Source organism: Pseudomonas sp. RIT623 (genome assembly GCF_004519305.1).
Taxonomy (GTDB): domain Bacteria; phylum Pseudomonadota; class Gammaproteobacteria; order Pseudomonadales; family Pseudomonadaceae; genus Aquipseudomonas.
In genome coordinates, this window is record NZ_SOZA01000001.1 from 180,126 (window position 1) to 205,675 (window position 25,550).

At 64.1% G+C, this 25,550-nt stretch carries 25 protein-coding genes; 10 read left to right on the forward strand and 15 right to left on the reverse strand.

From position 1 onward, the window contains the following. The first annotated feature begins 17 nt into the window (after positions 1-17). A complete protein-coding gene (locus E3U47_RS00830) occupies positions 18-968 on the forward strand; it encodes a homoserine kinase (protein ID WP_134689049.1) in 951 nt (316 codons plus the stop codon). A 111-nt stretch (positions 969-1,079) separates the two neighbouring features. Here E3U47_RS00830 and E3U47_RS00835 read toward each other — a convergent pair whose 3' ends face one another. After that, positions 1,080-2,036 carry a zinc ABC transporter substrate-binding protein gene (locus E3U47_RS00835; protein WP_134689050.1) on the reverse strand — a complete coding sequence of 319 codons (957 nt, stop codon included), beginning with the start codon at positions 2,034-2,036 and terminating at the stop codon, positions 1,080-1,082. Positions 2,037-2,054: 18 nt separating this feature from the next. Between E3U47_RS00835 and zur the strand changes: the two genes are divergently transcribed. The 4 genes from zur to E3U47_RS00855 all read left to right on the forward strand — a co-directional run bounded on the left by zur (position 2,055) and on the right by E3U47_RS00855 (position 4,918). Beyond that, the gene (gene zur / locus E3U47_RS00840; protein WP_134689051.1) at positions 2,055-2,540 is read left to right on the forward strand and encodes a zinc uptake transcriptional repressor Zur; all 486 of its coding nucleotides are present in this window, start codon (positions 2,055-2,057) and stop codon (positions 2,538-2,540) included. Next, positions 2,537-3,310: a zinc ABC transporter ATP-binding protein ZnuC gene (gene znuC / locus E3U47_RS00845; RefSeq protein WP_134689052.1), complete on the forward strand. Its 774-nt coding sequence runs from the start codon at positions 2,537-2,539 to the stop codon at positions 3,308-3,310. Before zur ends, znuC begins: the two co-directional genes overlap by 4 nt. Then, a complete protein-coding gene (gene znuB, locus E3U47_RS00850) occupies positions 3,303-4,085 on the forward strand; it encodes a zinc ABC transporter permease subunit ZnuB (RefSeq protein WP_134689053.1) in 783 nt (260 codons plus the stop codon). The genes znuC and znuB overlap by 8 nt, the downstream gene beginning before the upstream one ends. 128 nt (positions 4,086-4,213) lie before the next feature. After that, complete coding sequence (locus E3U47_RS00855) at positions 4,214-4,918, forward strand: PA5502 family lipoprotein (RefSeq protein WP_134689054.1); 705 nt, start codon at positions 4,214-4,216, stop codon at positions 4,916-4,918. 84 nt (positions 4,919-5,002) lie between these two features. Here E3U47_RS00855 and katE read toward each other — a convergent pair whose 3' ends face one another. Beyond that, positions 5,003-7,147 carry a catalase HPII gene (katE, locus tag E3U47_RS00860; RefSeq protein WP_134689055.1) on the reverse strand — a complete coding sequence of 715 codons (2,145 nt, stop codon included), beginning with the start codon at positions 7,145-7,147 and terminating at the stop codon, positions 5,003-5,005. 225 nt (positions 7,148-7,372) lie between these two features. Between katE and E3U47_RS00865 the strand changes: the two genes are divergently transcribed. The 3 genes from E3U47_RS00865 to E3U47_RS00875 all read left to right on the forward strand — a co-directional run bounded on the left by E3U47_RS00865 (position 7,373) and on the right by E3U47_RS00875 (position 9,886). Next, the gene (locus E3U47_RS00865) at positions 7,373-8,380 is read left to right on the forward strand and encodes a methionine ABC transporter ATP-binding protein (RefSeq protein WP_134689056.1); all 1,008 of its coding nucleotides are present in this window, start codon (positions 7,373-7,375) and stop codon (positions 8,378-8,380) included. After that, entirely contained in the window at positions 8,380-9,051 is a 672-nt protein-coding gene (locus E3U47_RS00870; protein ID WP_134689057.1) for a methionine ABC transporter permease, read from the forward strand. Before E3U47_RS00865 ends, E3U47_RS00870 begins: the two co-directional genes overlap by 1 nt. A 64-nt stretch (positions 9,052-9,115) precedes the next feature. Beyond that, on the forward strand, positions 9,116-9,886 hold the full coding sequence (locus E3U47_RS00875; RefSeq protein ID WP_134689058.1) for a MetQ/NlpA family ABC transporter substrate-binding protein: 771 nt from the start codon (positions 9,116-9,118) through the stop codon (positions 9,884-9,886). A gap of 106 nt (positions 9,887-9,992) precedes the next feature. Here the strand turns inward: E3U47_RS00875 and E3U47_RS00880 are convergent, their stop codons facing one another. The 5 genes from E3U47_RS00880 to E3U47_RS00900 are packed head-to-tail and all read right to left on the reverse strand — an operon-like array spanning position 9,993 to position 13,876. Next, on the reverse strand, positions 9,993-10,625 hold the full coding sequence (locus E3U47_RS00880) for an SCO family protein (protein WP_134689059.1): 633 nt from the start codon (positions 10,623-10,625) through the stop codon (positions 9,993-9,995). Continuing rightward, positions 10,622-11,521, reverse strand: coding sequence for a heme o synthase (gene cyoE, locus E3U47_RS00885; protein ID WP_134689060.1), 900 nt, complete (start codon positions 11,519-11,521; stop codon positions 10,622-10,624). The genes E3U47_RS00880 and cyoE overlap by 4 nt, the downstream gene beginning before the upstream one ends. After that, positions 11,506-12,579, reverse strand: a complete 1,074-nt coding sequence (locus E3U47_RS00890) for a heme A synthase (protein ID WP_134689061.1) — start codon at positions 12,577-12,579, stop codon at positions 11,506-11,508. The genes cyoE and E3U47_RS00890 overlap by 16 nt, the downstream gene beginning before the upstream one ends. A gap of 9 nt (positions 12,580-12,588) precedes the next feature. Further along, a complete protein-coding gene (locus E3U47_RS00895) occupies positions 12,589-13,167 on the reverse strand; it encodes a hypothetical protein (RefSeq protein WP_134689062.1) in 579 nt (192 codons plus the stop codon). Further along, complete coding sequence (locus tag E3U47_RS00900) at positions 13,133-13,876, reverse strand: SURF1 family protein (RefSeq protein ID WP_134689063.1); 744 nt, start codon at positions 13,874-13,876, stop codon at positions 13,133-13,135. Before E3U47_RS00900 ends, E3U47_RS00895 begins: the two co-directional genes overlap by 35 nt. Positions 13,877-13,938: 62 nt before the next feature. Between E3U47_RS00900 and E3U47_RS00905 the strand changes: the two genes are divergently transcribed. Further along, on the forward strand, positions 13,939-14,142 hold the full coding sequence (locus E3U47_RS00905; RefSeq protein ID WP_028688692.1) for a twin transmembrane helix small protein: 204 nt from the start codon (positions 13,939-13,941) through the stop codon (positions 14,140-14,142). A 37-nt stretch (positions 14,143-14,179) separates the two neighbouring features. Here E3U47_RS00905 and E3U47_RS00910 read toward each other — a convergent pair whose 3' ends face one another. Genes E3U47_RS00910 through coxB form a run of 4 tightly spaced genes read right to left on the reverse strand, consistent with a single transcriptional unit; the run spans position 14,180 to position 18,412 of the window. Further along, entirely contained in the window at positions 14,180-15,067 is an 888-nt protein-coding gene (locus tag E3U47_RS00910) for a cytochrome c oxidase subunit 3 (protein ID WP_134689064.1), read from the reverse strand. Between the two features lie 16 nt (positions 15,068-15,083). Further along, complete coding sequence (locus E3U47_RS00915) at positions 15,084-15,641, reverse strand: cytochrome c oxidase assembly protein (RefSeq protein WP_038707108.1); 558 nt, start codon at positions 15,639-15,641, stop codon at positions 15,084-15,086. Between the two features lie 10 nt (positions 15,642-15,651). Continuing rightward, positions 15,652-17,241, reverse strand: a complete 1,590-nt coding sequence (gene ctaD / locus E3U47_RS00920; protein WP_134689065.1) for a cytochrome c oxidase subunit I — start codon at positions 17,239-17,241, stop codon at positions 15,652-15,654. 43 nt (positions 17,242-17,284) lie between these two features. Then, a complete protein-coding gene (gene coxB / locus E3U47_RS00925) occupies positions 17,285-18,412 on the reverse strand; it encodes a cytochrome c oxidase subunit II (protein WP_134689066.1) in 1,128 nt (375 codons plus the stop codon). A 381-nt stretch (positions 18,413-18,793) separates the two neighbouring features. Here coxB and E3U47_RS00930 point away from each other — a divergent pair, with 381 nt between their 5' ends. Then, complete coding sequence (locus E3U47_RS00930) at positions 18,794-19,435, forward strand: hypothetical protein (protein ID WP_134689067.1); 642 nt, start codon at positions 18,794-18,796, stop codon at positions 19,433-19,435. Between the two features lie 136 nt (positions 19,436-19,571). Here E3U47_RS00930 and E3U47_RS00935 read toward each other — a convergent pair whose 3' ends face one another. The 4 genes from E3U47_RS00935 to E3U47_RS00950 all read right to left on the reverse strand — a co-directional run bounded on the left by E3U47_RS00935 (position 19,572) and on the right by E3U47_RS00950 (position 25,475). Further along, positions 19,572-21,107 carry a SulP family inorganic anion transporter gene (locus E3U47_RS00935; RefSeq protein ID WP_167659416.1) on the reverse strand — a complete coding sequence of 512 codons (1,536 nt, stop codon included), beginning with the start codon at positions 21,105-21,107 and terminating at the stop codon, positions 19,572-19,574. 189 nt (positions 21,108-21,296) lie between these two features. Continuing rightward, on the reverse strand, positions 21,297-22,016 hold the full coding sequence (locus E3U47_RS00940; RefSeq protein WP_134689069.1) for a carbonic anhydrase: 720 nt from the start codon (positions 22,014-22,016) through the stop codon (positions 21,297-21,299). A 318-nt stretch (positions 22,017-22,334) separates the two neighbouring features. Then, the gene (locus E3U47_RS00945; protein WP_134689070.1) at positions 22,335-23,393 is read right to left on the reverse strand and encodes a PA0069 family radical SAM protein; all 1,059 of its coding nucleotides are present in this window, start codon (positions 23,391-23,393) and stop codon (positions 22,335-22,337) included. Positions 23,394-23,459: 66 nt separating this feature from the next. Beyond that, complete coding sequence (locus tag E3U47_RS00950; RefSeq protein WP_134689071.1) at positions 23,460-25,475, reverse strand: M3 family metallopeptidase; 2,016 nt, start codon at positions 25,473-25,475, stop codon at positions 23,460-23,462. Positions 25,476-25,550 lie beyond the last annotated feature (75 nt).

A 25,550-nucleotide genomic window follows, 5' to 3' on the forward strand; every position in this document is an offset into this window, starting at 1 on the left:
ATGGGCAATTCTTCAACATGTCAGTCTTCACCCCTGTGTCCCGGCCTGAGCTGGAAACCTTTCTGGCGCCCTATGAGCTGGGCCGCCTGCTCGACTTCCAGGGTATCGCCGCCGGTACCGAGAACAGCAATTTCTTCGTCAGTCTGGAAAATGGGGAGTTCGTTCTCACACTGATCGAGCGCGGGCCGGCTGAAGACATGCCGTTCTTCATCGAACTGCTCGACGTGCTGCACGATGCCGACATGCCCGTGCCCTACGCCGTGCGCGACCGCGACGGTAATGGCCTGCGCGAACTGTGCGGCAAGCCTGCACTGCTGCAGCCGCGACTGTCGGGCAAGCACATCAAACTGCCGAACAACCAGCACTGCGCCCAGGTCGGCGAGTTGCTGGCGCACATTCACCTGGCCACCCGCGAGCGCATCATCGAGCGCCGTACCGACCGGGGCCTGGACTGGATGCTCGAATCAGGCGCCGAACTGCTGCCGAGCCTGAACCAGGAGCAAACCGGGCTGCTGCAACCGGCGCTGGCGGAAATCACCGCGCATAAGGCGCAGATCCTCGCCCTGCCCAAGGCCAACCTGCACGCCGACCTGTTCCGTGACAACGTGATGTTCGAAGGCACCCACCTAACCGGCCTGATCGACTTCTACAACGCCTGCTCCGGGCCGATGCTGTATGACATCGCCATCACCGTGAACGACTGGTGCCTGGACGAGCAGGGTGGTATCGACCTGCCGCGCGCCCAGGCATTGCTGGGCGCCTACGCGGCACTGCGACCGTTCACCGCCGCTGAAGCGCAGCTGTGGCCGGTGATGCTGCGGGTGGCGTGCGTGCGCTTTTGGCTGTCGCGCCTGATCGCGGCGCAGGCGTTCGCCGGGATGGACGTGATGATCCATGACCCGAGCGAATTCGAGGTGCGTCTGGCGCAACGCCAGCAAGTGGCGTTGAAGCTGCCCTTCGCCTTGTAGATCGCGCCGGCCTGGCCGCCGGCCAATGTGGATTTCACCGCCGTCCCTACCCCTGTAGGAGCGCCCTTCGCGACACAAGGCCGCTCCTGCAGGGTGCTACAAATAACGACCCTAGAGCTGTTCCAGGCAGCCAGCCAGGTCGCCGCCCAGTTTTTCCAGCAAACGCTCATAGCCCTTGCCATCCACCTTGTCGGTGCCACCCAGCGCATCCAACTCGGCCAACCGCACCGGCAACCCGGCCGTCAGCGTCTCGGCCAAACGCGGGCGCAGTGGCGGCTCGCTGAACACGCAGGTCTTGCCCACTTCCTGCAGACGCTTGCGCATGGCGGCGACGTGCTGCGCGCCCGGCTGCACCTCGGAGGCCACGCTGAACACGCCGGTGTGCTTCAGGCCATAGGCGGCCTCGAAGTAGTCGAATGCCTCGTGAAACACGAAGTAAGGCTTGCCGGCGATGCCCGCCACACGCTGCTTGATGCGCGCATCCAGGGCATCCAGGCGCTCGACGAACTGCTTGAGGTTGGCCTGGTAGCGCGGGGCATTAGCCGAGTCGGCCGCAGCCAGGTCGCCAGCCATCTTCGTCGCGATCACCCGGGCATTCAGCGACGACAGCCACAGGTGCGCATCGAGGCTGCCCGGACGGTGGTCGTGGTCATGATCGTCGTGGTCTTCCTCGTCATGGGAGTGGCTGTCCTCACCGAAATGACGCAACTGCATGCCCGACAGCGACTGCACGGCCACGGTCGGCTTGGGACGACTCTTCAGCACGCGGGGCAGGAAACCTTCCATGTCCGGGCCGACCCAGTACAGCAGGTCGGCATCGGCGACCTTGCGCACGTCGGAGGGGCGCAGTGCATAGTTGTGCGGGGAGGCGCCCGGCGGCAGCAGCACGTCGGGGCTGCCGACACCGTCCTGCACGGCGGCGGCGATCTGTTGCAGGGGCTTGATGCTGGTCAGCACACGCACGTCGGCGTGCGCCGAAAAAGCGATGAAAGCGACAAAGAGGGCAAGGAATCGGGACACGGTGGATACTCGGGTCGTCAGAAACAGGTAACATAATAACGTCTCCATCCAGAACCGTCGCTGCCCATGTCCATCACGCCGCTGGCCCACCGTCCCCACGATCATTCCCACTGCGTGCACAGCGCGCTGGCCGAGGCCGATGCGCTGTGCAACCGCCAGGGCCTGCGCCTGACCGCCCTGCGCCGGCGGGTGCTGGAGCTGGTGTGGCAGAGCCACAAGCCATTGGGCGCCTACGACATCCTCGCCGTGCTCAGCGAACAGGACGGCCGCCGCGCAGCGCCACCGACGGTGTACCGCGCCCTGGACTTCCTCCTCGACAACGGCCTGGTGCACCGCATCGCCTCGCTCAACGCCTTCATCGGTTGCAGCCACCCCGAGCACGCGCACCAGGGCCAGTTCCTGATCTGTCGCGCCTGCCACGTGGCCATCGAGCTGGAACAGGACAGCATCAGCAACGCCATCGTCGACAGCGCCAAGGCCGTGGGTTTCGCCGTCGAGACCCAGACCGTCGAAGTGGTCGGCCTGTGCGGCAACTGCCGGGGCAAGGCATGAGCGACGCCCTGATCCGCCTCGAGCAGGTCGGCGTCAGCTTCGGCGGCGAGGCGGTGCTCGACAGCATCGACTTGTCGGTGGCCCCCGGCCAGATCGTCACCCTGATCGGCCCTAACGGCGCCGGCAAGACCACCCTGGTGCGCGCCGTGCTGGGCCTGCTCAAGCCACACCGCGGCAAGGTCTGGCGCAAGCCAAGGCTGCGCATCGGCTACATGCCGCAGAAAATCCAGGTGGACGCCACGCTGCCGCTGTCGGTGCTGCGTTTCCTGCGCCTGGTGCCCGGGGTAGGCCGCGCGGCGGCCTTGTCGGCATTGCAGGAGGTCGGCGCCGAGCAGGTGATCGACAGCCCGATCCAGACCATTTCCGGCGGCGAGATGCAACGCGTGCTGCTGGCCCGCGCGCTGCTGCGCGAGCCCGAACTGCTGGTGCTGGACGAGCCGGTACAGGGCGTCGACGTGGTCGGCCAGACCGAGTTGTACAACCTCATCACCCGCCTGCGCGACCGCCACGGTTGCGGCGTGCTGATGGTCAGCCACGACCTGCACCTGGTGATGAGCGCCACCGACCAGGTGGTCTGCCTCAACCGCCACGTGTGCTGCTCGGGCCACCCCGAACAGGTCAGCAACGACCCGGCCTTCGTCGAGCTGTTCGGCCAGAACGCCCCGAGCCTGGCGGTCTACCATCACCATCACGATCACAGTCACGACCTGCATGGCGCGGTGATCGCCCCTAGCGCCCATGTCCACGGAGAGCATTGCAAGCATGGCTGATTTTCTTCTCTACGCCCTGCTTGCCGGTTTGTCCCTGGCCCTGGTCGCCGGCCCGCTGGGTTCGTTCGTGGTGTGGCGGCGCATGGCCTATTTCGGCGACACGCTGTCCCATGCCGCGCTGCTGGGCGTGGCCCTGGGCTTCGCGCTGGATGTCAGCCCGGCGCTGGCGGTAACCGTCGGCTGCCTGTTGCTGGCGATCCTGCTGGTCACCCTGCAACAGCGCCAGCCGCTGGCCTCGGACACCCTGCTCGGCATTCTTGCCCCCAGCACCTTGTCCCTGGGCCTGGTGGTGCTGAGTTTCATGCACGACGTGCGCATCGACCTGATGGCCTACCTGTTCGGCGACCTGTTGGCGATCAGTACCACGGACCTGGCCTGGATACTCGGCGGCAGCGCGCTGGTGCTGGCGCTGCTGGCGGTGTTCTGGCGGCCGCTGCTGGCAGTGACCGTGCACGAGGAGCTGGCCATGGTCGAAGGCCTGCCGGTGGCGGGCCTGCGCCTGGCGTTGATGCTGCTGATCGCGGTGGTGATCGCGGTGGCGATGAAGATCGTCGGCGTGCTGCTGATCACTTCGTTGCTGATCATTCCGGCCGCCGCGGCACAACGTCACGCCCGCTCGCCGGAACAGATGGCCCTGGGTGCCAGCCTGCTGGGTGTTAGCGCTGTGTGCGGCGGCCTGGCACTATCGTGGTTCAAGGACACCCCGGCCGGACCGTCGATCGTGGTCTGCGCGGCAGTGCTATTCTTGCTGAGCCTGGCGTTGCCCAAACGCTGAAATATCTGGATGCGCGCAGGCGCATCCTGCAACCTTTTCAGCGGTTGCAGGTCTGTAGGACTTGTTTTCGAGCGTGCGCACCTGGGTGTAGACTTGCTCGCTTTTTGCGCAAATAGAGAGTCGCAGGAATGAAGCCGTTCGCCTCACGTTATCTGCTTGTTGTTGCGTTTTCCCTGTTCCTGGCTGCGTGCTCCAGCACCCCGGCAGAACAGCCGACCGCTGTCCAGCCGGATGCCTGGCAGCAGCTGGAGCAAAGCATCGCCAGCAACGAGCTGGCCACCGCCGAGGACCAGTTGGCCGCGCTTGCGGCACAAGCGCCAAACGACCCACGGGTCGAGCCGCACCAGCGCCAGCTAGCCGAAGCCTACCTGCAACGCAGCCAGATCGTGTTGCAAAAAGGTGATGTGAACGCCGCCGCCACCGCCCTGGCGCGTGCCCGTGCGCTGATGCCGCAAGCGCCCGCGCTGACCGGCGGCGACGCCATGGCCCAGGCGCGCAAGGCCGAGCTGGAAAAAGCCGAGGCCGCGCTCAAGGCCGCCGAAGCCAAGCCCCAGGCACGCCTGATCGACCCGTCCGCGCCGTCTACCGTGGTGGCGCTGCAGACCACCGACAGCCGCGCCCTACGTCGCCAGCTCGATGACATTGCCGCCGATGTGGTGAACTACCGGTGCGAGGTGGTCTTCCAGGTGCCGCGTACCCAGGACGCGCCGTGGCTCAAGACCTTGCTGGGAAAACGCGTGCGCAAGCTCGACAGCGGCTTCGCGTTGCAGCAGACGCATAAGATCCAGCGTTCGCTGCCGGCGCAGGTGGTGCTGGTTCCCCACCAGCAGTGAGATAATCGGGCCCGCTGCGCGCCCCATCGCGACACAAGGCCGCTCCTACAGGTGACCGCGAAATCCCTATAAGAGCGGCCTTGCTTACGCGGGAATACCCTCGGCCGCGGCCTCCCGCGCCCACACCCGATGCCCCTCGACCGCCTTGAAGAAGGCTTCGAACGTCTTCTGCTCATCGCCCAGCAATAACCCGGCATCCTCCTGCAAACCCAGCTTGTTCAGCAGCAGCTTGGCATCCATCGCCAGCCCCATGGGCTTGAGGTGCTTGTAGGCCTCGAGCAGGAAGTGCTTGGCCACGCCGCTGTTTTCCAACGCCGCGAGCGACGCCTTGCCAGCCGGCACCCAAACCCCATCGAACATCACCGACGGCATGCCCTCCATTGACGCATCCACCGCCAGCGCCTTGCCCCCCTTGGCCTTGACCGGCGCCGAAGTCGGCCCCAGCAGCATCGGCCGCGCACGTTGCGCCTCCAGCGCCTTGACCAGCTTGTCGACACTCGCCGCGTCCACGCCATCGGCCACCAGCACGGCGACCTTGCGCCCGCTGATGCCGATATCCCCGGGGTGGTTCATCTGGCTCAACGCCTTCGACTGGCCGAGCTTGCTGTCCTTGACCTGAACCGTTCCGGCCTTCGGCGCGGGTAGCCCGAGGTTGGCCGCTACCGCCGCCGCCAGCTTGAGGTCGATGTTGGCCAGGATCTCGTTCACCTCGCGGGCGCGGATCTCCTCACGCTCCACTTTACCCAGCTCGAAGCTGTAGGCCTTGATGATGTGCTGCTGCTCGGTGGCGCTCATGCTGTGGAAGAACAGCCGCGCCTGGGAGAAGTGATCACCGAACGACTCGCTGCGCTGGCGGATCTTGTGCGCGTCGATGCGCTCCTGGTAGCTCTCGAAACCACCATTGCGCGGGGCCGGCGGGGTTTCCCTGGGCCAACCGCCATCGATCGAGTTGGGTTCATAGGAGGCCCGCCCTTTGTCGATGGTCATGCGGTGCATGGCATCGCGCTGGCTGCTGTGGTTGGCGGCAATCGGTCGGTTGATCGGAATTTCGTGGAAGTTCGGCCCACCTAGGCGGCTGATCTGCGTATCGGTGTAGGAGAACAGACGGCCTTGCAGCAACGGGTCATTGGTAAAGTCGATGCCTGGCACGATATGCCCCGGGCAGAAGGCAATCTGCTCCACTTCGGCGAAGAAGTTGTCCGGGTTGCGATCGAGCACCATCTTGCCCAGCGGCGTCACCGGCACCAGCTCCTCGGGGATGAGCTTGGTCGGGTCGAGCAGGTCGAAGTCGAACTTGTGCTCGTCGGCCTCCGGCACGATCTGCACGCCCAGTTCCCATTCCGGGTAGTGCCCAGTCTCGATCGCGTCCCACAGGTCGCGACGGTGGTAATCGGTGTCCTTGCCGGCCAGCTTCTGGGCTTCGTCCCACAGCACCGAGTGCACACCCTGGCGCGGCTTCCAGTGGAACTTGACGAAGCTGGCCACGCCGTCGGCGTTTACCAGCCGGAAGGTATGCACGCCAAAGCCTTCCATCATGCGCAGGCTACGAGGGATGGCGCGGTCGGACATGGCCCAGATCACCATGTGCGCCGACTCCGGCACCAGCGAGACGAAGTCCCAGAACGTATCGTGGGCAGAGCCGCCGGTAGGCATCTCGTTGTGCGGTTCGGGCTTCACCGCATGGACGAAATCGGGAAACTTGATCGCATCCTGGATGAAGAACACCGGCATGTTGTTGCCAACCAGGTCGAAGTTGCCCTCGTCGGTGTAGAACTTCACCGCGAAACCGCGCACGTCACGCACCGTGTCGCCGGAACCACGCGGCCCCTGCACGGTGGAAAAGCGCACGAATACCGGGGTGATGGTGTCCGGGTCCTGGAGGAAGCCGGCCTTGGTCAGCGCGGCGTGACAGCCGTAGCTCTGGAAGTAACCATGGGCACCCGTGCCGCGGGCGTGGACGATGCGCTCGGGGATGCGCTCATGGTCGAAGTGGGTAATCTTCTCGCGCATGATGAAGTCTTCGAGCAGCGAGGGCCCGCGGGCACCGGCCTTCAGGCTGTTCTGGTTGTCGGCGACCTTCACCCCCTGATTGGTGCGCAGCGCCTGGCCGCTGGCGTCGCTGCGGAAGTTTTCCAGGCTCTGCAACTTGGCGTTGGTGTTGGCCCGATCGGGTGTCTGGGTGCCCGCCACCTGGCTTGCTCGTGGCTCCGGCGTGTTCTTGCTGGCCATGTCCGGCTCTCCTCATCAGTCTTCAGGCTGCCCCAGGGGGGCTGGTTGAAGTAGTGACTGAGGCGCCGCGGCGAGCGTTCAATCTGGATTACCGGTTGTCGCGTTATGCCCAACGGATTGGACGAATCGGAAATTAGTGATAAGTACCGCTATTGAAAAAGGCTAAAATGCGCCACCCCGGCACACCGCCAGCCCAATTTCCATGCGCCCCACAAGGTTCGCTCAGTGATCGAGTTTCAAAACGTCCACAAGACCTACCGCGTCGCCGGTAGGGATATCCCGGCCCTGAACCCGACCAGCCTGACCATCGAAGATGGCCAGGTGTTCGGCCTGATCGGCCACTCCGGTGCCGGCAAGAGCACCATGCTGCGCCTGATCAACCGCCTCGAGGAGCCCTCCGGCGGCAAGATCGTCGTCGACGGCGAAGATGTCACCGGCTTCGACGCCAACCAGCTGCGCAGCTTCCGCCAGCAGGTCGGGATGATCTTCCAGCACTTCAACCTGCTGGCCTCCAAGACCGTCGCCGAAAACGTCGCCCTGCCGCTGGTACTGGCCGGCGAGCTGCCACGTGCGCAGATCGACAAGCGCGTGACCGAACTGCTGGCCCGCGTCGGTCTGCAGGACCACGCCAGGAAGTATCCGGCCCAGCTGTCGGGCGGGCAGAAGCAGCGCGTCGGCATCGCCCGTGCCCTGTCCACCAATCCGAAGATCCTGCTCTGCGACGAGGCCACCAGCGCCCTTGACCCACAGACCACCGCCTCGGTGCTGCAACTGCTGGCCGAGATCAACCGCGAACTGAAGCTGACCATCGTGCTGATCACCCATGAAATGGATGTGATCCGCCGGGTCTGCGACCGCGTGGCGGTGATGGATGCCGGGCAGATCGTCGAGCAAGGCCCGGTGGCCGAGGTGTTCCTGCACCCGCAGCACCCAACCACCAAGCGCTTCGTCCAGGAAGACGAGCAGGTCGACGAGAACGAGCAACGCGACGACTTCACCCATGTGCCGGGGCGCATCGTGCGCCTGACCTTCCAGGGCGACGCCACCTATGCGCCGTTGCTGGGCACCGTGGCCCGCGAAACCGGCGTGGACTACAGCATCCTTGCCGGGCGTATCGATCGCATCAAGGACATTCCCTATGGCCAGCTGACCCTCGCCCTGATCGGTGGCGACATGGAGGCGGCGTTCGCCCGCTTCACGGCGGCTGACGTACATATGGAGGTACTGCGTTGATGGATATCCTGAACTACTTTGCCAACGTCGACTGGGTCGAGATCTGGCAGGCGACCAACGACACCCTGATCATGCTGTTCACCTCGCTGGTGTTCATCGTGCTGCTGGGATTGCCCCTGGGCGTGGTGCTGTTCCTGTTCAGCCCGCGGCAGATGTTCGAGCACACCAAGTTCTATGCGGTGCTGGCGACCATCGTCAACATCGTGCGCTCGGTGCCGTTCATCATCCTGCTGATCGTGATGATCCCGGTCACGGTGCTGATCACTGGCACCTCGCTGGGTGTCGCCGGGGCCATTCCACCACTGGTGGTGGGCACCACGCCGTTCTTCGCGCGCCTGGTGGAAACCGCCCTGCGCGAGGTCGACCGCGGCATCATCGAGGCCACCCAGTCGATGGGCGCCACCACCCGCCAGATCATCTTCAAGGCCGTGCTGCCTGAAGCGATGCCGGGCATCATCGCCGCCATCACCGTGACCGCCATCACCTTGGTGTCCTACACCGCCATGGCCGGCGTGGTCGGCGCCGGCGGCCTGGGCGACCTGTCGATCCGCTTCGGCTACCAGCGCTTCCAGACCGACGTGATGATCGTCACCGTGGTGCTACTGGTGATCCTGGTCCAGGTGCTGCAGATGATCGGCGACAAGCTGGTCGTGCATTATTCCCGTAAGTAACCCCAATGGGGTCGGCCTGGCCGACCCGTTCGGGGGCCTTCGCGGCCCTCACAAGGAGTGATCAATGAAGAAGCTGCTTGCTGTTGTCGCCGCCGTCGCGGCCTTCTCGGCCAACGCCGAGACCCTGACCGTCGCCGCCACCCCGGTGCCGCACGCCGAGATCCTCAACTTCGTCAAGCCACAGCTGGCGAAGGAAGGCGTGGAGCTGAAGGTCAAGGAGTTCACCGACTACATCCAGCCGAACGTGCAGGTGTCGGAAAAGCGCCTGGACGCCAACTTCTTCCAGCACCAGCCGTACCTCGATGAGTTCAACAAGGCCAAGGGTACTCACCTGGTAAGCGTCGCCGGCGTGCACATCGAGCCGCTGGGCGTGTACTCGACCAAGGTCAAGCAGCTCGACGAACTGCCTTCCGGCGCCGCCGTGGTCATTCCCAACGACGCCACCAACGGCGGCCGCGCCCTGCTGCTGCTGGACAAGGCCGGGGTGATCAAGCTCAAGGACAACACGAACATCCTGTCGACCATCAAGGATATCGCCGAGAACCCGAAAGGCTTGAAGTTCCGCGAACTGGAAGCGGCCACCATCCCGCGCGTGCTGACCCAGGTCGATGCCGCCCTGATCAACACCAACTACGCGCTGGAAGCCAAGCTCAACCCGGAAAAAGATGCCCTGGCCATCGAAGGCAAGGACTCTCCGTACGTGAACATCCTGGTGACCCGCGAGGACAACAAGGACGCGGACGCGGTGAAGAAGCTGGTACAGGCCCTGCACTCGCCTGAGGTGAAGCAGTTCATCACCGAGAAGTACAAGGGCGCCGTGGTGCCAGCATTCTAAGCTGACATCCCCGGGGCCGCTTTGCGGCCCATCGCGACACAAGGCCGCTCCTACAGAGGCAATGCGCTTGCCTGTAGGAGCGGCCTGCGAAGCAGACCTAGCGATGTCAATCGCGCTTGACCAGCCCTGGCAACTGCGCCACCAGCTTCTGGTTGTTGAACGGCGCACGAATGAACCCACGCTGACGCCCGTCCGGCCCGACGATGGCCAGATTGCCGCTGTGATCCACGGTATACCCAGGCTTGCTGGTATCGGCCGGAATGAACGGGATGCTCAAGGCATTGGCCAGCTTCTGGGTATCCTCGATCGACCCCGCCACCCCGAGGAAATCCTTGTCGAAATAGCCCAGGTACTGCTTGAGCTGGTTCGGCGTGTCGCGGTTCGGGTCGACGCTCACCAGCACCACCTGCAGACGCTCCAGCGCCTCCTTGGGCAGCTCGCTCTTCACCTGGCGCAGCTGGGCGAGGGTGGTCGGGCAGATGTCCGGGCAGTAGGTGTAGCCGAAGAACAGCAACGACCACTTGCCCTTGAGCTGGTCCAGCACCAGCGGCTGGCCGTTCTGGTCGGTCATGCTCACGTCCGGCACGCTGCGGCTCTGCGGCAGCAGGATGATGCCGGCGTCGATCAGTTCGGTGGGGTTCAACTGACCGCGGTCGTTGAGCACCTTGTTGACGGTCAGGCCCATGATCAGCGCGACCAGGGCAACGAGGATGAAGACGGTTTTCTGGGTTCGGGTCATAGGTTCAGCAACAAGTAGTGGTCAACGAGCAGCGCGATGAACAGGGCGAACAGGTAGCCGATAGAGTACTTGAACGTGCCGATCGCCGCGTGCGGCCGGGTGCCACGGTACAACACCCAGGCCCACTGCAGGAAGCGCAGGCCCAACCCCAGGGCACAGGCAAGGTAGAGCGGGCCGCTCATGTGGATGGCATACGGCAGCAGGCTCACGGCCAGCAGAATCAAGGTGTACAGCAGGATATGCAGGGCGGTGTAGCGCTCGCCATGGGTCACCGGCAGCATGGGAATATCGGCCTTGGCGTACTCGGCCTTGCGGTGGATGGCCAGGGCCCAGAAGTGCGGCGGGGTCCAGGCGAAGATGATCAGCACCAGCAGCAGTGGTTCGGCGCTCACATGACCGCTCACCGCCACCCAGCCGAGCAATGGTGGGGCCGCACCGGCCAGGCCGCCAATCACGATGTTCTGCGGCGTGGCACGCTTGAGATAGCCGGTGTAGAGCAGCGCATAGCCCAACAGCGAGGCCAGCGTCAGCCAGGCGGTGAGGGGGTTGGTGAACACCAGCAGCAGGCCCATCCCCGCCAAGGCCAGCAGCAGGGCGAACAGCAACGCCGGTAGTGGCGCGACCCGGCCCTGGGCCAGCGGGCGCTTGTGGGTGCGGGCCATCAGCGCGTCGATGCGCCGGTCCAGCACGTGGTTGACCGCCGCCGCGCCCCCCGCGCACAAGGCGATGCCGAGGTTGCCGAACAGCAGCACGCTCCAGGCCACGCCCGCGCGGGTGGCGAGGAACATGCCCACCAGCGAGGTGATCAGCATCAGCACCACCACCTTGGGTTTGGTCAGCTCCATGTAGTCGCGCCAACCGGCGCGTGGGCTATCCGTGCTCAGAAGCGTCGCCACGAGTCGTTCCTCATGTGATGGGAAATGCCCACGCTGGTGATCGGCCGCAGGCGCCAGCCATGGCCCACGCGCACCTTGTCAGCCACGCGGATGCGGTAGTTCACCAGCACCATGGTCAGCAGCAGCAGCACCCCGCCGGCGTTGTGGGCAACGGCCACGCCCAGTGGCAGGTGGAACAATACATTGCTGATGCCCAGGCCCAGCTGCAACGCCAGTGCCAGCAATACCAGGCGCGCCAGGCCGCTCAGGCCATGGCGGTGCAGCTTCCAGCCGAGCATCGATAGAACCGCCAGCACCAGCATTGCGCCGAGCCGGTGGCTGACATGGATGGCCGTACGCGCATCGCTGTCCAGTTGCCCGCCCAGGTAATTGGGGCCGACATGCTGGGTCAGGTGGAAGCCGTTGCTGAAGTCCGCCGCTGGCCACCACTGGCCATGGCAAGTGGGTAGGTCGATGCAGGCCACCGCCGCGTAGTTGGCGCTGACCCAACCCCCCAGGGCGATCTGGCCGATCACCACCAGCAGCGCCAGCGCGGCGATCCGCCGCAGGCTCAGCGGCAGTTTCGGCAAGGGCGCAAAGGCCCGAGATAGACGCAGGGATAGCAGGAAAAGCAGGCTCACCGTGGTGAACCCGCCAAGCAGGTGCGCGGTCACCACCTGGGGCCATAGTTTCAGTGTCACGGTCCACATGCCGAACGCCGCCTGGGCCAGCACCACCCCCAGCAGCAACACCGGCAGGCGATAGGGCTGGCCGTCATGGGCATGCCGGCGTACAGCCTGGAAGGCAAGCAGCGCGATCACCAGCGCCAGGGTGCCGGCGAAATAGCGATGGACCATCTCCGCCCAGCCCTTGGCTTCTTCCACCGGGTGCTCAGGGAAGTGCAGCTCGGCATGGGCCAGTTGGGCATCGGTCTTGGGCACGCTGATGAAGCCGTAGCACCCCGGCCAGTCGGGGCAGCCAAGACCGGCGTGAGTCAGCCGAGTGTAGGCGCCGAGCAGCACGACCAGCAGCGCCAGCAGCGTGGCGAACACAGCAAGGCGGAATCCGGGTCTGGCCATGGCAGCCTCCTAGCCGATGTTGGAAAGCTTGAGCAGGTGACGCAGGTCGTCCAGCACATGCTTGCCCTTGACCTTGGCGTCGTAGCGCAGCACCAGGTTGCCGTGGGGATCGACGATCCACAGTTGCGGGGCAGTGTCGCCCACCTTCTGGATATAGCGCTGGGCGTCCAGCGGATAGCGTTGCAACTGCGGGTACTCACGGCCCAGCAGCGCCTGGTAGTCGGCGGCCAGCGGCTGGGCCGCCGCCAGGGCATGGCTGGCGCGGCCGGCGTCGCGGCCCAGGCCGACCTGGATCTGCCGGGCCAGGTACACCAGTTGCTGGCATTCCTCGACACAGGCTCCTGGGACGCTGACCAGCAGTTGCCAACGCTCGTCCTGGGCATCGATGCCGATATCCGCCCGGCCCTCGCCATTGCCGATCATCACACCGTGATAACTGCGACCTTCCGGTACCCAGAACTTGAGCTTGTACATGCTGGTGGCAAGGATCATCGGCCCGAGCACGACGAACAGGATCAACAGCAGTTGCAGGCGCCCGCGGGGCTTGCGGCGGTCAGGCACGTCCAGTGGACTGGTGGCGGCGGCCATGGCGGTTCTCCTTGTCGTTGTGATGCCAGCCGAAATACAGGTAGAGCAGGACCAGCGCGCTGGCCAGGGCGAACCATTGCACGGCGTAGCCCTGGTGCTTTTCCGGGCCCATGGCGACCACCGGCCAGTCCAGGCGGTAGGCACCAGGGCCTGGCTGCAGGCGTAGTTCCTGGGCAAAGCCCTCACGGCCCAGCTGCTGCCAGAGCCCGGCCGGTTCGATTGCCGTCAGCAGTTGCGGCCACTGGCCGTCGGGGTTGTCCGGGTGCAGTTGGAAGGTCTTGCCCGGCGGCACGTAGACCGTGGCGTCCAGCGCCAGCGCCTGGCTCGGCGTGTCGAAGGGCACCGGCACGCGACGGTCGGGCCACGCCAGCCAGCCGCGATTGACCAGCAACCACATGCCGCTGGCCTGGTCGTGGAAGGGCTGCAGCAGCTCGACGCCGGCCTTGCCGTCGCGCATCTGGTTGTCCAGCAACAGGCTGTGACCGGCATCGAACCGACCATACAGGTGCACGGGGTAGAACGCTGGGTCCGGCAGCTGGCGCAACCGGTCAGCAGTGACCGGCGCCTCGATCTGGCGCTCGGTGTAGGTGGCCAGCAGGTCACGCTTTTCGTCGGCGCGCCGCAGTTGCCAGCAGCCGAGCGCGATCAACCCCGGCAGCAGCGCAAGCACCACCAGGGTCGGTACCAGGCCTGGGCGAAACGGCTTCACCAGGGCCTCGTGAGGTCGAGCGCTATACTTGTATCCATCACCGCATCCCCCGGAGTGTCGCCATGCTCAAGGCCGCAATTGTCCTGATGCTGCTGGCCACCATCGCCAGCCTGTTCAGTGGCCTGGTATTCCTGGTCAAGGACGACGACCAGTCGACCCGCCTGCTCAAGGCCCTTACCGTGCGCGTCGCCCTCGCCACCCTGACCATCGCCCTGGTGGCCTGGGGCTTCATCAGCGGGCAGTTGGTCTCCCACGCGCCGTTCTGAATTACCTCGGTCCCTGTAGGAGCGGCCTTGCCGCCTTTCAGAGCACATAGACAAAGATGAACAACCCTACCCACACCACATCGACGAAGTGCCAGTACCAGCTCGCCGCCTCGAAACCGAAGTGCTTGTCCGGGTCGAAGTGCCCGCGCAGCACCCGGCAGAACATCACGAACAGGATCAACGTGCCCAAGGTCACGTGCGCGCCGTGGAACCCGGTAAGCATGAAGAACGTCGCGCCGTAGATGCCCGAACCCAAGGTCAGCCCGAGTTTGTTGTAGGCCTCGTGGTACTCGTAGGCCTGCAGCACGAGAAACCCGATCCCCAGCAGGATGGTCAGCCCCAGCCACAGTTTCAGCGCGCCACGGTGCCCCTTGCGCAGGGCGTGGTGGGCGATGGTCACGGTGACGCTGGAACTCACCAGCAGGATGGTATTGATCAGCGGCAGGTGCCACGGATCGATGACTTCCTTAGGTGGCGGGAACAGCTTCGGGTCGGGTGTGTGCAACAACGGCCAGACGAACTCGAAGTTGGGCCAGAGCATGTGCGTCACGCCCTTGGCCCCATCGCCCCCCAGCCACGGCCCGGCCAGCACCCGCACGTAGAACAGCGCGCCGAAGAAGGCCAGGAAGAACATCACCTCGGAGAAGATGAACCAGCTCATGCCCCAGCGGAACGAGCGGTCCATCTGCGCACTGTAGAGCCCGGCGTGGCTTTCCTTGACCACCGCGCCGAACCAGCCGAACAGCATGTAGGCCAGGAACAGCGCGCCGACGAAGAAAATCAGCGGCCCGTGGGACTCCGGGTGGCCGGCCTTGAGGTCGTTGAACCAGGTGCCGAGCCCGAACACCGTGATGAACATGCCGATCGTGGCAATGATCGGCCACTTGCTCTGCGCCGGTACGTAGTAATGCTCGTGGCTTGCCATGATGTATCTCCTTCCCTCAGCGGGCGCCCTCGGTCGCGGCGTGGGCGACCGGGGGGTGGCGAGCGGTGATGTCGAACAGGGTGTAGGCCAGGGTCAGGTGTTTCACCGACTCCGGCAGGTCGCGGTCGACGATGAAGCGCACCGGCATCTCGATGCGCTCACCGGGCTGCAGGACCTGCTGGGTGAAACAGAAGCACTCGGTCTTGTGGAAGTACGCTGCGGCCTCGGCGGGAGTGATGCTGGGGATGGCCTGGGCGCTCATGGGCTGGTTGGTCGGGTTGCGGGCCACGAAGATCATCTGGTTCACCGCCCCCGGGTTGACCTCGATCTGGTCGGCGGTGGAGTGGAACTCCCAGCTCATGTCGCCGGCATTGGTCGACATGAACTGCACCCGCACCGAACGGGTCGGGTCGCTCACCTGGGTGCCGGCGTACTGCCCGCCGGTTTTGCCATTGATGCCGAAGGCCTTGCACATCACGTCGTAGATCGGCACCAAGGCAAAGCCGAAGGCGAACATCACCACCGTCAGCATCAGCAGGCGGCTGACCAGGCGTTTGAGCGACAAGCCGTCCATGGGCAGACTCCTACTTCACTTCAGGCGGCGTCTGGAAGGTGTGGTAAGGGGCAGGTGAAGGGATCGACCACTCCAGCCCCTCGGCGCCGTCCCAAGGCTTGGCCGGTGCCGGCGCACCACCGCGGATGCACTTGATGACGATGAACAGGAAGAAGATCTGCGTGGCGCCGAACATAAAGGCGCCTATCGACGAGACCATGTTGAAGTCGGCGAACTGCAGGTTGTAGTCGGGGATACGCCGGGGCATGCCAGCCAGGCCGACGAAGTGCATGGGGAAGAAGGCCAGGTTCATGCCGATGAACGACAGCCAGAAGTGCAGCTTGCCCAGTGTTTCGTCATACATGTGCCCGGTCCACTTCGGCAGCCAGTAGTAGGCCGAGGCGAAGATGCCGAAGATCGCTCCGGGCACCAGCACATAGTGGAAGTGCGCCACCACGAAGTAAGTGTCGTGGTACTGGAAGTCGGCCGGGGCAATGGCCAACATCAGCCCGGAGAAGCCCCCGATGGTGAACAGGATGACGAAGGCGATGGCGAACAGCATCGGCGTCTCGAAGGTCAGCGAGCCTTCCCACATGGTGCTGACCCAGTTGAACACCTTCACCCCGGTGGGCACCGCGATCAGCATGGTGGCGTACATGAAGAACAGCTCGCCCACCACTGGGATGCCGACCACGAACATGTGGTGGGCCCAGACGATGAACGACAGGAAGGCAATCGCCCCGGTGGCGTAGACCATCGAGGTGTAGCCGAACAGCGGCTTGCGCGAGAACGCCGGGATGATCGAACTGACCGCGCCGAAGGCCGGCAGGATCATGATGTACACCTCGGGGTGGCCGAAGAACCAGAACACATGCTGGAACAACACCGGGTCGCCGCCGCCGGCGGCACTGAAGAAGCTGGTGCCGAAATGGATGTCCATCAGCATCATGGTCACCACGCCGGCCAGCACCGGCATCACCGCGATCAGCAGGAACGCGGTGATCAGCCAGGTCCAGACGAACAGCGGCATTTTCATCAGAGTCATGCCGGGGGCGCGCAGGTTGAGGATGGTGGCGATCACGTTGATCGCGCCCATGATCGAGCTGATGCCCATCAGGTGGATGGCGAAGATGAAGAAGGTCACGCTGGCCGGGGCGTAGGTGGTCGACAACGGGGCATAGAAGGTCCAGCCGAAGTTCGGCCCACCACCGGGGCTGAACAGGGTCGAGACCAGCAACAGGAACGCCGCCGGCAACAACCAGAAACTGAAGTTGTTCATCCGCGGCAGGGCCATGTCGGGCGCGCCGATCATCAACGGGATCATCCAGTTGGCCAGCCCGACGAAGGCCGGCATCACCGCGCCAAACACCATGATCAAGCCGTGCATGGTGGTCATCTGGTTGAAGAACGCCGGCTCCACGATCTGCAACCCGGGCTGGAACAGCTCGGCGCGTATCACCATGGCGAACGAGCCGCCGAGCAGGAACATGGTGAAGGCGAACCACAGGTACATCGTGCCGATGTCCTTGTGGTTGGTGGTCAGCACCCAGCGCATCAGGCCCTTGGCCGGGCCGTGGGCGTGCTCATGGCCGGGGGCGTGGTCGTCGATCACTGCACTCATGTCCTGTCTCCTGCAATCCGTTGATTGCCGCGAGTGAGCCGGTTCATTGGCCTTCGGCCTGCTTGAGCGCCAGCACGTCCTTCGGCGTGACCATGTCGCCCTTGTTGTTGCCCCAGGCGTTGCGCTCGTAGGTGACCACGGCGGCGATATCGACTTCCGAGAGCTGCTTGCCGAAGGCGGCCATGGCGGTACCAGGCTTGCCGTGGAAGACGATGTTGAGGTGTCCTTCCTTCGGCCCGGTGGCGATCTTCGAGCCCTTGAGCGCCGGGAACATCGGCGGCAGGCCCTGGCCCTCGGCCTGGTGACAGGCCACGCAGGTGGTGTGGTAGACCTTGTCACCGCGCTCGACCAGCTCCTGCAGGGTCCACTCCTTGCTGGTCAGTTCCTTGAGCTTGGCCGCCTCGGCCTTGCGCTCGCCGAGCCAGGCGTCGTAGTCGGCCTTGGACTTCACCTCGACCACCACCGGCATGAAGCCGTGGTCCTTGCCGCACAGTTCGGTGCACTGGCCGCGGTAGATGCCGGGCTTCTCGATACGCGTCCAGGCCTCGTTGACGAAGCCGGGGATGGCATCACGCTTGACCGCGAAGGCCGGCACCCACCAGGAGTGGATCACGTCGGCGGCGGTCACCAAAAAGCGCACCTTGGCGCCCACCGGCAACACCAGCGGCTGGTCCACTTCGAGCAGGTAGTGCTCGTCCTTGGGCGCCTTGTTGTGAATTTGATCGGCGGGGGTGGCCAGGTTGCTGAAGAACTCGACGTCCTGCCCCAGGTACTTGTAGTGCCACTTCCATTGGTAGCCGGTGACCTGGATATCGATGTCCGACTCGCTGGCGTCGTAGATGTCGATCAGGGTCTTGGTCGCCGGGATGGCCATGGCCACGAGGATCAGGAAGGGCACCACGGTCCAGAGGATTTCGACCCAGGTGTGCTCGTGGAAGTGCGCCGGCTGCTGGCCGGTGGAGCGGCGGTGGATGACCATCGACCAGAACATCGCGCCGAACACCACGATGCCGATGATCACGCAGATCCAGAAGATGGTCATGTGCAGGTCGAACACGGCGTGGGAGACGTCCGTCGCCCCGGGGGCCATGTTCACCGTCCATGCGGCGTGTGCCTGTCCGAATACCGACCACAGCAACAGGCCCATCCAGACATGTGGATGTCGCATCATTGCGGGTTCCCCTTATCGTTCTTGTAGTCCCGGAGGCGTGGACGACCTGCTACGACAAAGGGGGGAACGGCGGCCAAGACTGCCTGGCTTCGACGACCGAGCCCCCTGCTAAAGGCAGTCGGGCCTCATCAACGAATCACGTTTCACCGGGAGTATAGCCACCGACCAATGGCGCGCAACGCAGGGCATGAAATCAACTTCATGAAACCAAACGTTTGCACCGAAAGGCCCATGAACACTGGGCTCTGGCACAATGATGGCATAGTGATATAGCGAATTTCCTACACGTGTCTCAGCGATATAACAAATGCGTCTTAGCCATTCTCGTAAGCAAGCTAACTTAGTGTCTTCCGTTTGTAACGCCTTGTCCCTGGAGTTGTCATGAACATCGCTGCTGTACGCGAGCAGATCGAAAACGCCCATCAACATGAGAGCCGCACAGGCCAACTGAAAAATCGTCTCGAGAAGCAACTGCCACACCTGCACCCTTCGATCCACCTACCCCAGCAGGACGCCCAGGGTACTTTGGCCCGCTTCGTCGGCGCCTACATCAACGAGGTTCCAGAACTGCTCGAAGCCGCGCACACCGTGGCCCTCGAGGCTGGCATCGAATCGCAGATCAAGCCGGTGCTGAAGATTGCCGAGGCCTATTTCCTGCAGCCGCCAAGCGTGATGACCGGGCAGGTCGGGCTGGATTGCCTGTTGGACGAGGCCTACCTGGCGCATCGCCTGGTCGAAGAGGTCAACGACCTGTATATCCGCCACTTCCAGCAGCCGCTGATTCCGGTGGATACCACCGTCGCCAACCTGATCGCCCACCAGCTGATCGGGGAAACCTTCGCCAACCAGCTGGATGAGGTGGTACATCATTCGGTGGACGAGATGCTCAGCGAGGAGAGCTTTGCCGTGGAGTCGGTGGAGGCCTACCGCGACAAGCTGTCGAGCCCGGAAACCGGCGCGGCGTGGAAGCGCTGGCCGTGCCTGTCGCGCCAGCTGGGTGTGGAGTTGGGGCAATCGGCCTGAGGAACATTCGATATCGCCGGGGCTGCTGCGCAGCCCTTTCGCGACACAAGGCCGCTCCTACAAGAGATCGCGTTCCCTTGTAGGAGCGGCCTTGTGTCGCGAAAGGGCCGCAAAGCGGCCCCGGCAATGCGACAGGCTAAACCCCAACGCCAGCGGTTGTCCTTAACCTACCCTCGACCCGCCGCTTCAACCGCCGCTCTTCCAGCACCAGCCGCGCGCCCTTGGCCGCGCCACTGCGCCCCCAGTCCTCCAGCAACTCCAGGCAGGAGTGGTCGATATAGCTCAGGTTGCCCAACGGCACATGCAGCGTCGTCCCTTCTGGCACGCTCTCTAGCACCTGGGTCAGCGCCGGCACCTTGAGGAACGTCGCCGCCCCGCTCAGGCGCAGCTCCATGTGCCCCGGCGCATCCAGTGCCACCAGGTTGATCTTCAACCGCGCCGCCTTGAACGCCAGCTTCAGCAAGGTGAGGGCAAAGCCCAGCAGCACACCCGTCAACAGGTCGGTGAAGACAATCGCCAATGCCGTGGCGGCATAGGTGAACATCGGCATCCGCCCATAACGGCTCAGGCCACGGAACGCCTTGAAGTCCACCAGCTTCACGCCGGTATAGACCAGCACCCCGGCCAAGCTGGCCACCGGAATCTGCTGCAGCAGGCTGCTCAGCACCACCACGAACGCCAGCAGCCACAGGCCATGCAGGATCGCCGAGGCGCGGGTCTGCGCACCAGCCTGGACGTTGGCCGAGCTGCGCACGATCACCCCAGTCATCGGCAGCGCACCGAGCACACCACAAAGCATGTTGCCGATACCCTGTGCCGACAGCTCACGATCGAAGTCCGAGCGTTGGCCACTGTGCATGCGATCGACTGCCGCCGCCGACAACAGGGTCTCGGCGCTGGCGATGAAGGCCAGGGCGAAGGCGGCCACCAGCAGCGTCGGATCGGCCAGCTTGAGCAGGTCGTCCGGGCGCAGCCAGTCGATGGCCTCGGACAAGTCGGCCGGCACTTGCACGCGGTTGACCGGCAGCGCCAGCCACAGGCTGATGGCCGTCATCGCCGCCACTCCGAGCAAGGCCCCCGGCACGAACCGCAGCCGCTGCGGTCGCCAACGCTCCCAGCCCCACATGATGGCGATGGTACCCAGGCCCAGGGCGCCGGCCTGCCAGCCATTGCCCGTGCTTTCCAGCGGCAGGGCCGCGGCCAGTGTCGCAGGGAAACCCAGCAGGTTATCCACACCTGAAGGTTGCGGCGCCGAGTCGAGCATCACATGCACCTGGGACAACACGATCAGCACGCCGATACCGGCGAGCATGCCGTACACCACCGCCGGCGCCGTCACCCGGAACCAGCAGCCCAGGCGCAGGCGCCCGGCCAGCAGTTGCAACAGGCCAGCCAGCAACAGGATCGGCCCAAGCATGGCCACGCCGTGCTGGCGCACCAGCTCGAACACCAGCACCGCCAGGCCTGCGGCCGGGCCGCTGACCTGCAGCGGCGAGCCCGCCAGAAAACCCACCACGATACCGCCGATGATGCCGGTGATCAGGCCCTTGGCCGGCGGCATGCCGGAGGCGATGGCGATGCCCATGCACAAGGGCAGGGCGACCAGAAACACCACCACCGAGGCCAGCAATTCGCGCGGCAATGCCGCTTTGATCTGTGTCTTGTTCACCATGACGCTCCTTTCTCAAGTTCACGACCATTCCTCTGGCCGCAGGCACGGGGATCCCTGAATCGCGCGCAGGCGCGGGCCGCCAGCAAGCTTGCCGGCAGGGTGTCCAGGGAAATTCAAGGCAGGCGAAGGCCGCGCCGCACCCATCGGGTGCAGCCGGCAATCAAGGTTGTTGCAGCGTGCTCGGGTCGCTTAGTAGCGGCCTCTCGGAGTAGCGGAGGGGATCGACTCGCCGGCCGTCAGCGGCAGGAAGCGGTCGCTGGCGGCATCGTAGGCTTCGATCTGGCTGGTTTCGATGTCGTAGATCCAGCCATGGATATGCAACTGCCCGGCAGCCAGGCGCGAGGCCACCGATGGATGGGTGCGCAGGTGATGCAGCTGGGCGATGACGTTTTCCTTGGTCAGCAGTTGCATGCTTTCGTGCTCGCTACCGCAGGAGCAGTTGTCCTCGATCACCGTGCGCGCGACTTCGGCATGGCGCAGCCAGGCGGCGACGGTCGGCATCTTGTCCAGCGAATGCGGGTTGAGCACCGCCCGCATGGCGCCGCAGTCGGAGTGGCCGCAAATGATGATGTGGTGCACGCCCAGGGCCAGCACCGCGTACTCGATGGCGCTCGACACACCGCCGTTCATCTGGCCATAAGGCGGTACGACGTTGCCGACGTTACGGGTGACGAACAGATCGCCCGGCGAGCTCTGGGTAATCAGCTCGGGGACGATGCGCGAGTCGGCGCAGGTGATGAACATGGCACGCGGCTTCTGCGCGGTGGCCAGCTTCTTGAACAGCTCCTGCTGCTCGGGGAAGACTTCGGTGTGGAACCGCAGGAAGCCGTCGACGATATGCTTCATGGCGGCTTCGGCGCTTTCGGCGGGCGCAGCCGGGACGACCTTGGAGGGGTCCTTGACGGGCATGATTCATCCTCTTGGCGGTTTGTTGAAAGTGAATGCCATGTTACCGGGGAAAGATTGCAGTGACGCGGGGATTTAGATGACAAGCACGGGTAAATAATCACAGTCGCTGCAGACTGATGACTTACGCTAGCGTAGGAAACTTAACTGAAACTTAATTGCGAAAACTCTGGAACTGGCGTCCTAGAGCGGTTTGGCGGGATCTGGATAATAGCAAAAAAGCATCAGTTGCCAAGGGTCATGAGCAGAATTATCGGCTTACCCTAACCCCACTGATGTTGCAGCGGCGCGGTGCTGGCCGCCAACTGGCGCTGACGTAAATCAAAACAACGCCATCTGCCCGCCTGGCGGGCAGAAGGCGCTGCAATCGAGCCTCATCTGCTCGCGCCCTTCGAACCCCAATCGCCTGGCAGCCTTGGCAAAGCGCTGCGCCAGCAGTTCGGCAAACACGCCTTCACCGCGCATACGCGCCCCAAACCGGCTGTCGTACAGCTCGCCGCCACGGCTTTGGCGAATCAGGCTCAGCACATGGGTGGCGCGTTGCGGGTAATGATCGTGCAACCACTGCTCGAATAGCGGCGCCACCTCCAGCGGCAGGCGCAACAGCATGTACGCCGCACTCTGCGCCCCGGCCTCCCTGGCTGCCTCCAGCAGATGCTCCAACTCGCTGTCATTGATCATCGGGATCATCGGCGAACAAAGCACGCCCACCGGCACGCCCGCCTCGCGCAATACCCGGATCGCCCGAAGGCGCGCCTTGGGCGCCGCTGCCCGTGGCTCCAGGGTGCGCTTGAGTTCGTCGTCGAGGGTAGTCAGGCTGATCATCACCTGCGCCAGGCGCTGGCTGGCCAGCTCGGCCAGCAGGTCGAGGTCGCGCAGCACCAGCGAGCCCTTGGTGACGATGGTCACCGGGTGGCGGTAGCGCAGCAGCACCTCCAGCAGGCGCCGGGTGAGTTGCTGCTCGCGCTCGATGGGCTGGTAGGGGTCGGTGTTGGAGCCTAGGTTGATCGGCGCGCAAACATAGCCAGGCTTGCTCAGTTGCTGCTCGAGCACATCGGCGGCATTGGTCTTGGCAATCAGCTTGGTTTCGAAGTCCAGGCCGGGAGACAGGTCCCAGTAGGCATGGCTGGGGCGGGCGTAGCAATAGATGCAGCCATGCTCGCAACCACGGTACGGATTGATCGAACGGTCGAAGGGCAGGTCGGGTGAAGTGTTGCGGCTGATGATGGTTTTGGCCGTCTCGATCCGTACTTCGGTGCCCTGCGTGGGCGGGACCTCTTGGTGCCAACCATCGTCCTCCACCACCGACAGACGCGGCGCGAAGCGATTGTGCGGGTTGTGGACCGTACCACGGCCTTTTTGCGGCGCTGAAGGAATCATGACATCACACCATAACTGTATATAAATACAGTACAACGATAACTTCGATGCCTCCAGCGCCTTTGATCAGTTCAACCCATGCCAGGCCAGGTACGCCTCATCGTTCGGTTCACGCCCCAGGAATATCCGCATCCCGTCGCGCAACGGACGTGCAGCCCCAGGGTCGAGCAAGGCGGTTTGCAGGGCCAGGCCCGTTTTGCGATCTGTCAGGCCATTGGCCTGAAAGCGCGAGAACAGGTCGAACGCATGCACATCCGACCAGACATAGGCGTAGTAGCCTGCATCGTAATAACTCAACAGGTAATCGAAGCTGTGCGCTGGGTGCTCGTATGCCTCCAGCGGCCAGTAGCCACAGCGGGCACGCGCTTCTTCCAAGCGGCGCCGCAGGCTTCTGCCATCGTTCGGCGTGGCATGTAGATCCAGGTCGAACAACGCCAGGGCAAGATCATCCGCGGCCTTGTCGAGCTCCGCACGGCGCAGACTCTCCAGCAAGCGCTCAAGCTCGGCCTGGAGCAAGCTGCCGCCGTGATCCTTGTGCGCGGAAATTGCGGCCAGATAGCCCGCGTCCCAGACCCAACGCTCGAACAGTTTACCGAACACCTCCACGCCGTCGGTTCCCAGCGCCCCGATGTTCGAGTTGACGTGGTTGGTGGTGCGCACCAGCAGATGATGCAGCGCATGTCCAAACTCATGAAACAGCTTGCGCAGCGCCAGGTGGTCCAGCAGCGGCTGGCTACCAGCAGGCGGTTGCGCAATATCGCTGAACACCATGGCCACCGCTGGATGGAACTGGCCTTCAGGGTCGACGCGGCGGTTATATACATAGCGGGTCTCAACCTGGTCGACTCGCTTGCCTGGGTACTGCAGCGCATCCACGTAGAGATAACCCACCAACGCATGATCGAGCCAGACCTCGAACGCCTCGACAGTCGCTTGCCAGACGGCCATTTTCGCCGGGGCACGCACCAAGCGTACCCCGAACAACCGTTGCACCAGCGTCTGCAAAGCCTCGATCACCTTCGCCAGGGTAAAGTACTCGCGGAACCTATCCATGCTTGGCAACTGCGCCGACTGACGCTCCAGCTGCTGTACATAGTGCCGGTCCCAAGGTTGCAAACTGTCCACGCCAAACCCGCTCGCCAGATTTTTCAAGGCGGCGCGACGCTGCACCATGATGGGCCGAATTCGCTGCGCCAGCCCGTGCAAAAAGGCCTGTACTTGTGCAAGAGAGCCAGCGCTCTTGGTCTTCAAGCTCAGTGTCGAGTGATCGGCAAAGCCGAGCAAACGGGCTTTCTTGTCACGTGCCTGGGCCAGCTCCAGCAGCAGCGCGCCATTGTCCTTGCGCCCAGCGCCTCCCACCCCGCGCTGGTGATGACGGCGGTAGGTTGCCTCACGTAGCCCGCGGTCGCTGGCCAGCTCAAGGATCAAGCGCGTCGAGGCCTTGTCGGTGCCTATCAACCAACCGTCCTTACCCTCTGCCCTGGCCTTTTGCGCCAACCCCGCCAAGACCCGATCCGGGATCCCGGGCAATAGTGTTTTATCCGTGATGAGGTTGCCGGCCAGGTAGATGTTCTCGCCAAACTGCCTGGCCAGACCGAGGATCTCTGCCTGATAGGCGGCCAACTTGGCCTTGCCTGCCTGATCGAGCGACGCTCCTTGCAGCACGAAGGCATCGCGGTACCAGTTCAAGGTCGCGCGTTCATGGGCATCGAGGTTCATGCCTTGCGGACTGTCGGCAAGACGTTGGTACAAGCCCTGAAGCTCGCTGTTGGCCAGCTTCTCGTCGAAGCGGGTCAGCAGTTGCCCATAGAAGTCGTTGACCAGGTCGATCCAGTCATCCCCCCTGTAGGTCAACGGCGAGACCCCCATCATCACGGCCATGAGTCTCGCATCGAGTGCATCCACGGCCAGCACCAGGTCGTCCCAGGTGGGTTGGTCGCGTTGGTCGTCGATGAGGCGGGCGATACCCTCACGATGGGCATCGACTGCGTGGGTGAATGCCGCGCGGGCGTTGTCCAAGGTTATCGCGTTGTAGTTGATCGGTACGGCACTGGGCTGCAGGAGAGGATTATTGGCGGACATGAAGCGATCTCGCTCAGTTGATGAACTGGCGAGCATGCGGGGTCACCCGGCACAGGGTGCGTTGAACACCTACCA

Coding starts and splice junctions, on each gene's coding strand:
- E3U47_RS00835 (WP_134689050.1), bottom strand. CDS start 2,036: ATGGAGACGTTATTATGTTACCTGTTTCTGACGACCCGAGTATCCACC.
- E3U47_RS00935 (WP_167659416.1), bottom strand. CDS start 21,107: ATGGTGAACAAGACACAGATCAAAGCGGCATTGCCGCGCGAATTGCTG.
- katE (WP_134689055.1), bottom strand. CDS start 7,147: ATGGCCAGCAAGAACACGCCGGAGCCACGAGCAAGCCAGGTGGCGGGC.
- E3U47_RS00950 (WP_134689071.1), bottom strand. CDS start 25,475: ATGTCCGCCAATAATCCTCTCCTGCAGCCCAGTGCCGTACCGATCAAC.
- E3U47_RS00890 (WP_134689061.1), bottom strand. CDS start 12,579: ATGGCCAGACCCGGATTCCGCCTTGCTGTGTTCGCCACGCTGCTGGCG.
- E3U47_RS00905 (WP_028688692.1), top strand. CDS start 13,939: ATGCTCAAGGCCGCAATTGTCCTGATGCTGCTGGCCACCATCGCCAGC.
- E3U47_RS00895 (WP_134689062.1), bottom strand. CDS start 13,167: ATGGCCGCCGCCACCAGTCCACTGGACGTGCCTGACCGCCGCAAGCCC.
- E3U47_RS00930 (WP_134689067.1), top strand. CDS start 18,794: ATGAACATCGCTGCTGTACGCGAGCAGATCGAAAACGCCCATCAACAT.
- zur (WP_134689051.1), top strand. CDS start 2,055: ATGTCCATCACGCCGCTGGCCCACCGTCCCCACGATCATTCCCACTGC.
- znuB (WP_134689053.1), top strand. CDS start 3,303: ATGGCTGATTTTCTTCTCTACGCCCTGCTTGCCGGTTTGTCCCTGGCC.
- E3U47_RS00910 (WP_134689064.1), bottom strand. CDS start 15,067: ATGGCAAGCCACGAGCATTACTACGTACCGGCGCAGAGCAAGTGGCCG.
- E3U47_RS00855 (WP_134689054.1), top strand. CDS start 4,214: ATGAAGCCGTTCGCCTCACGTTATCTGCTTGTTGTTGCGTTTTCCCTG.
- znuC (WP_134689052.1), top strand. CDS start 2,537: ATGAGCGACGCCCTGATCCGCCTCGAGCAGGTCGGCGTCAGCTTCGGC.
- ctaD (WP_134689065.1), bottom strand. CDS start 17,241: ATGAGTGCAGTGATCGACGACCACGCCCCCGGCCATGAGCACGCCCAC.
- E3U47_RS00880 (WP_134689059.1), bottom strand. CDS start 10,625: ATGACCCGAACCCAGAAAACCGTCTTCATCCTCGTTGCCCTGGTCGCG.
- coxB (WP_134689066.1), bottom strand. CDS start 18,412: ATGATGCGACATCCACATGTCTGGATGGGCCTGTTGCTGTGGTCGGTA.
- E3U47_RS00870 (WP_134689057.1), top strand. CDS start 8,380: ATGGATATCCTGAACTACTTTGCCAACGTCGACTGGGTCGAGATCTGG.
- E3U47_RS00940 (WP_134689069.1), bottom strand. CDS start 22,016: ATGCCCGTCAAGGACCCCTCCAAGGTCGTCCCGGCTGCGCCCGCCGAA.
- E3U47_RS00915 (WP_038707108.1), bottom strand. CDS start 15,641: ATGGACGGCTTGTCGCTCAAACGCCTGGTCAGCCGCCTGCTGATGCTG.
- E3U47_RS00830 (WP_134689049.1), top strand. CDS start 18: ATGTCAGTCTTCACCCCTGTGTCCCGGCCTGAGCTGGAAACCTTTCTG.
- E3U47_RS00945 (WP_134689070.1), bottom strand. CDS start 23,393: ATGATTCCTTCAGCGCCGCAAAAAGGCCGTGGTACGGTCCACAACCCG.
- E3U47_RS00875 (WP_134689058.1), top strand. CDS start 9,116: ATGAAGAAGCTGCTTGCTGTTGTCGCCGCCGTCGCGGCCTTCTCGGCC.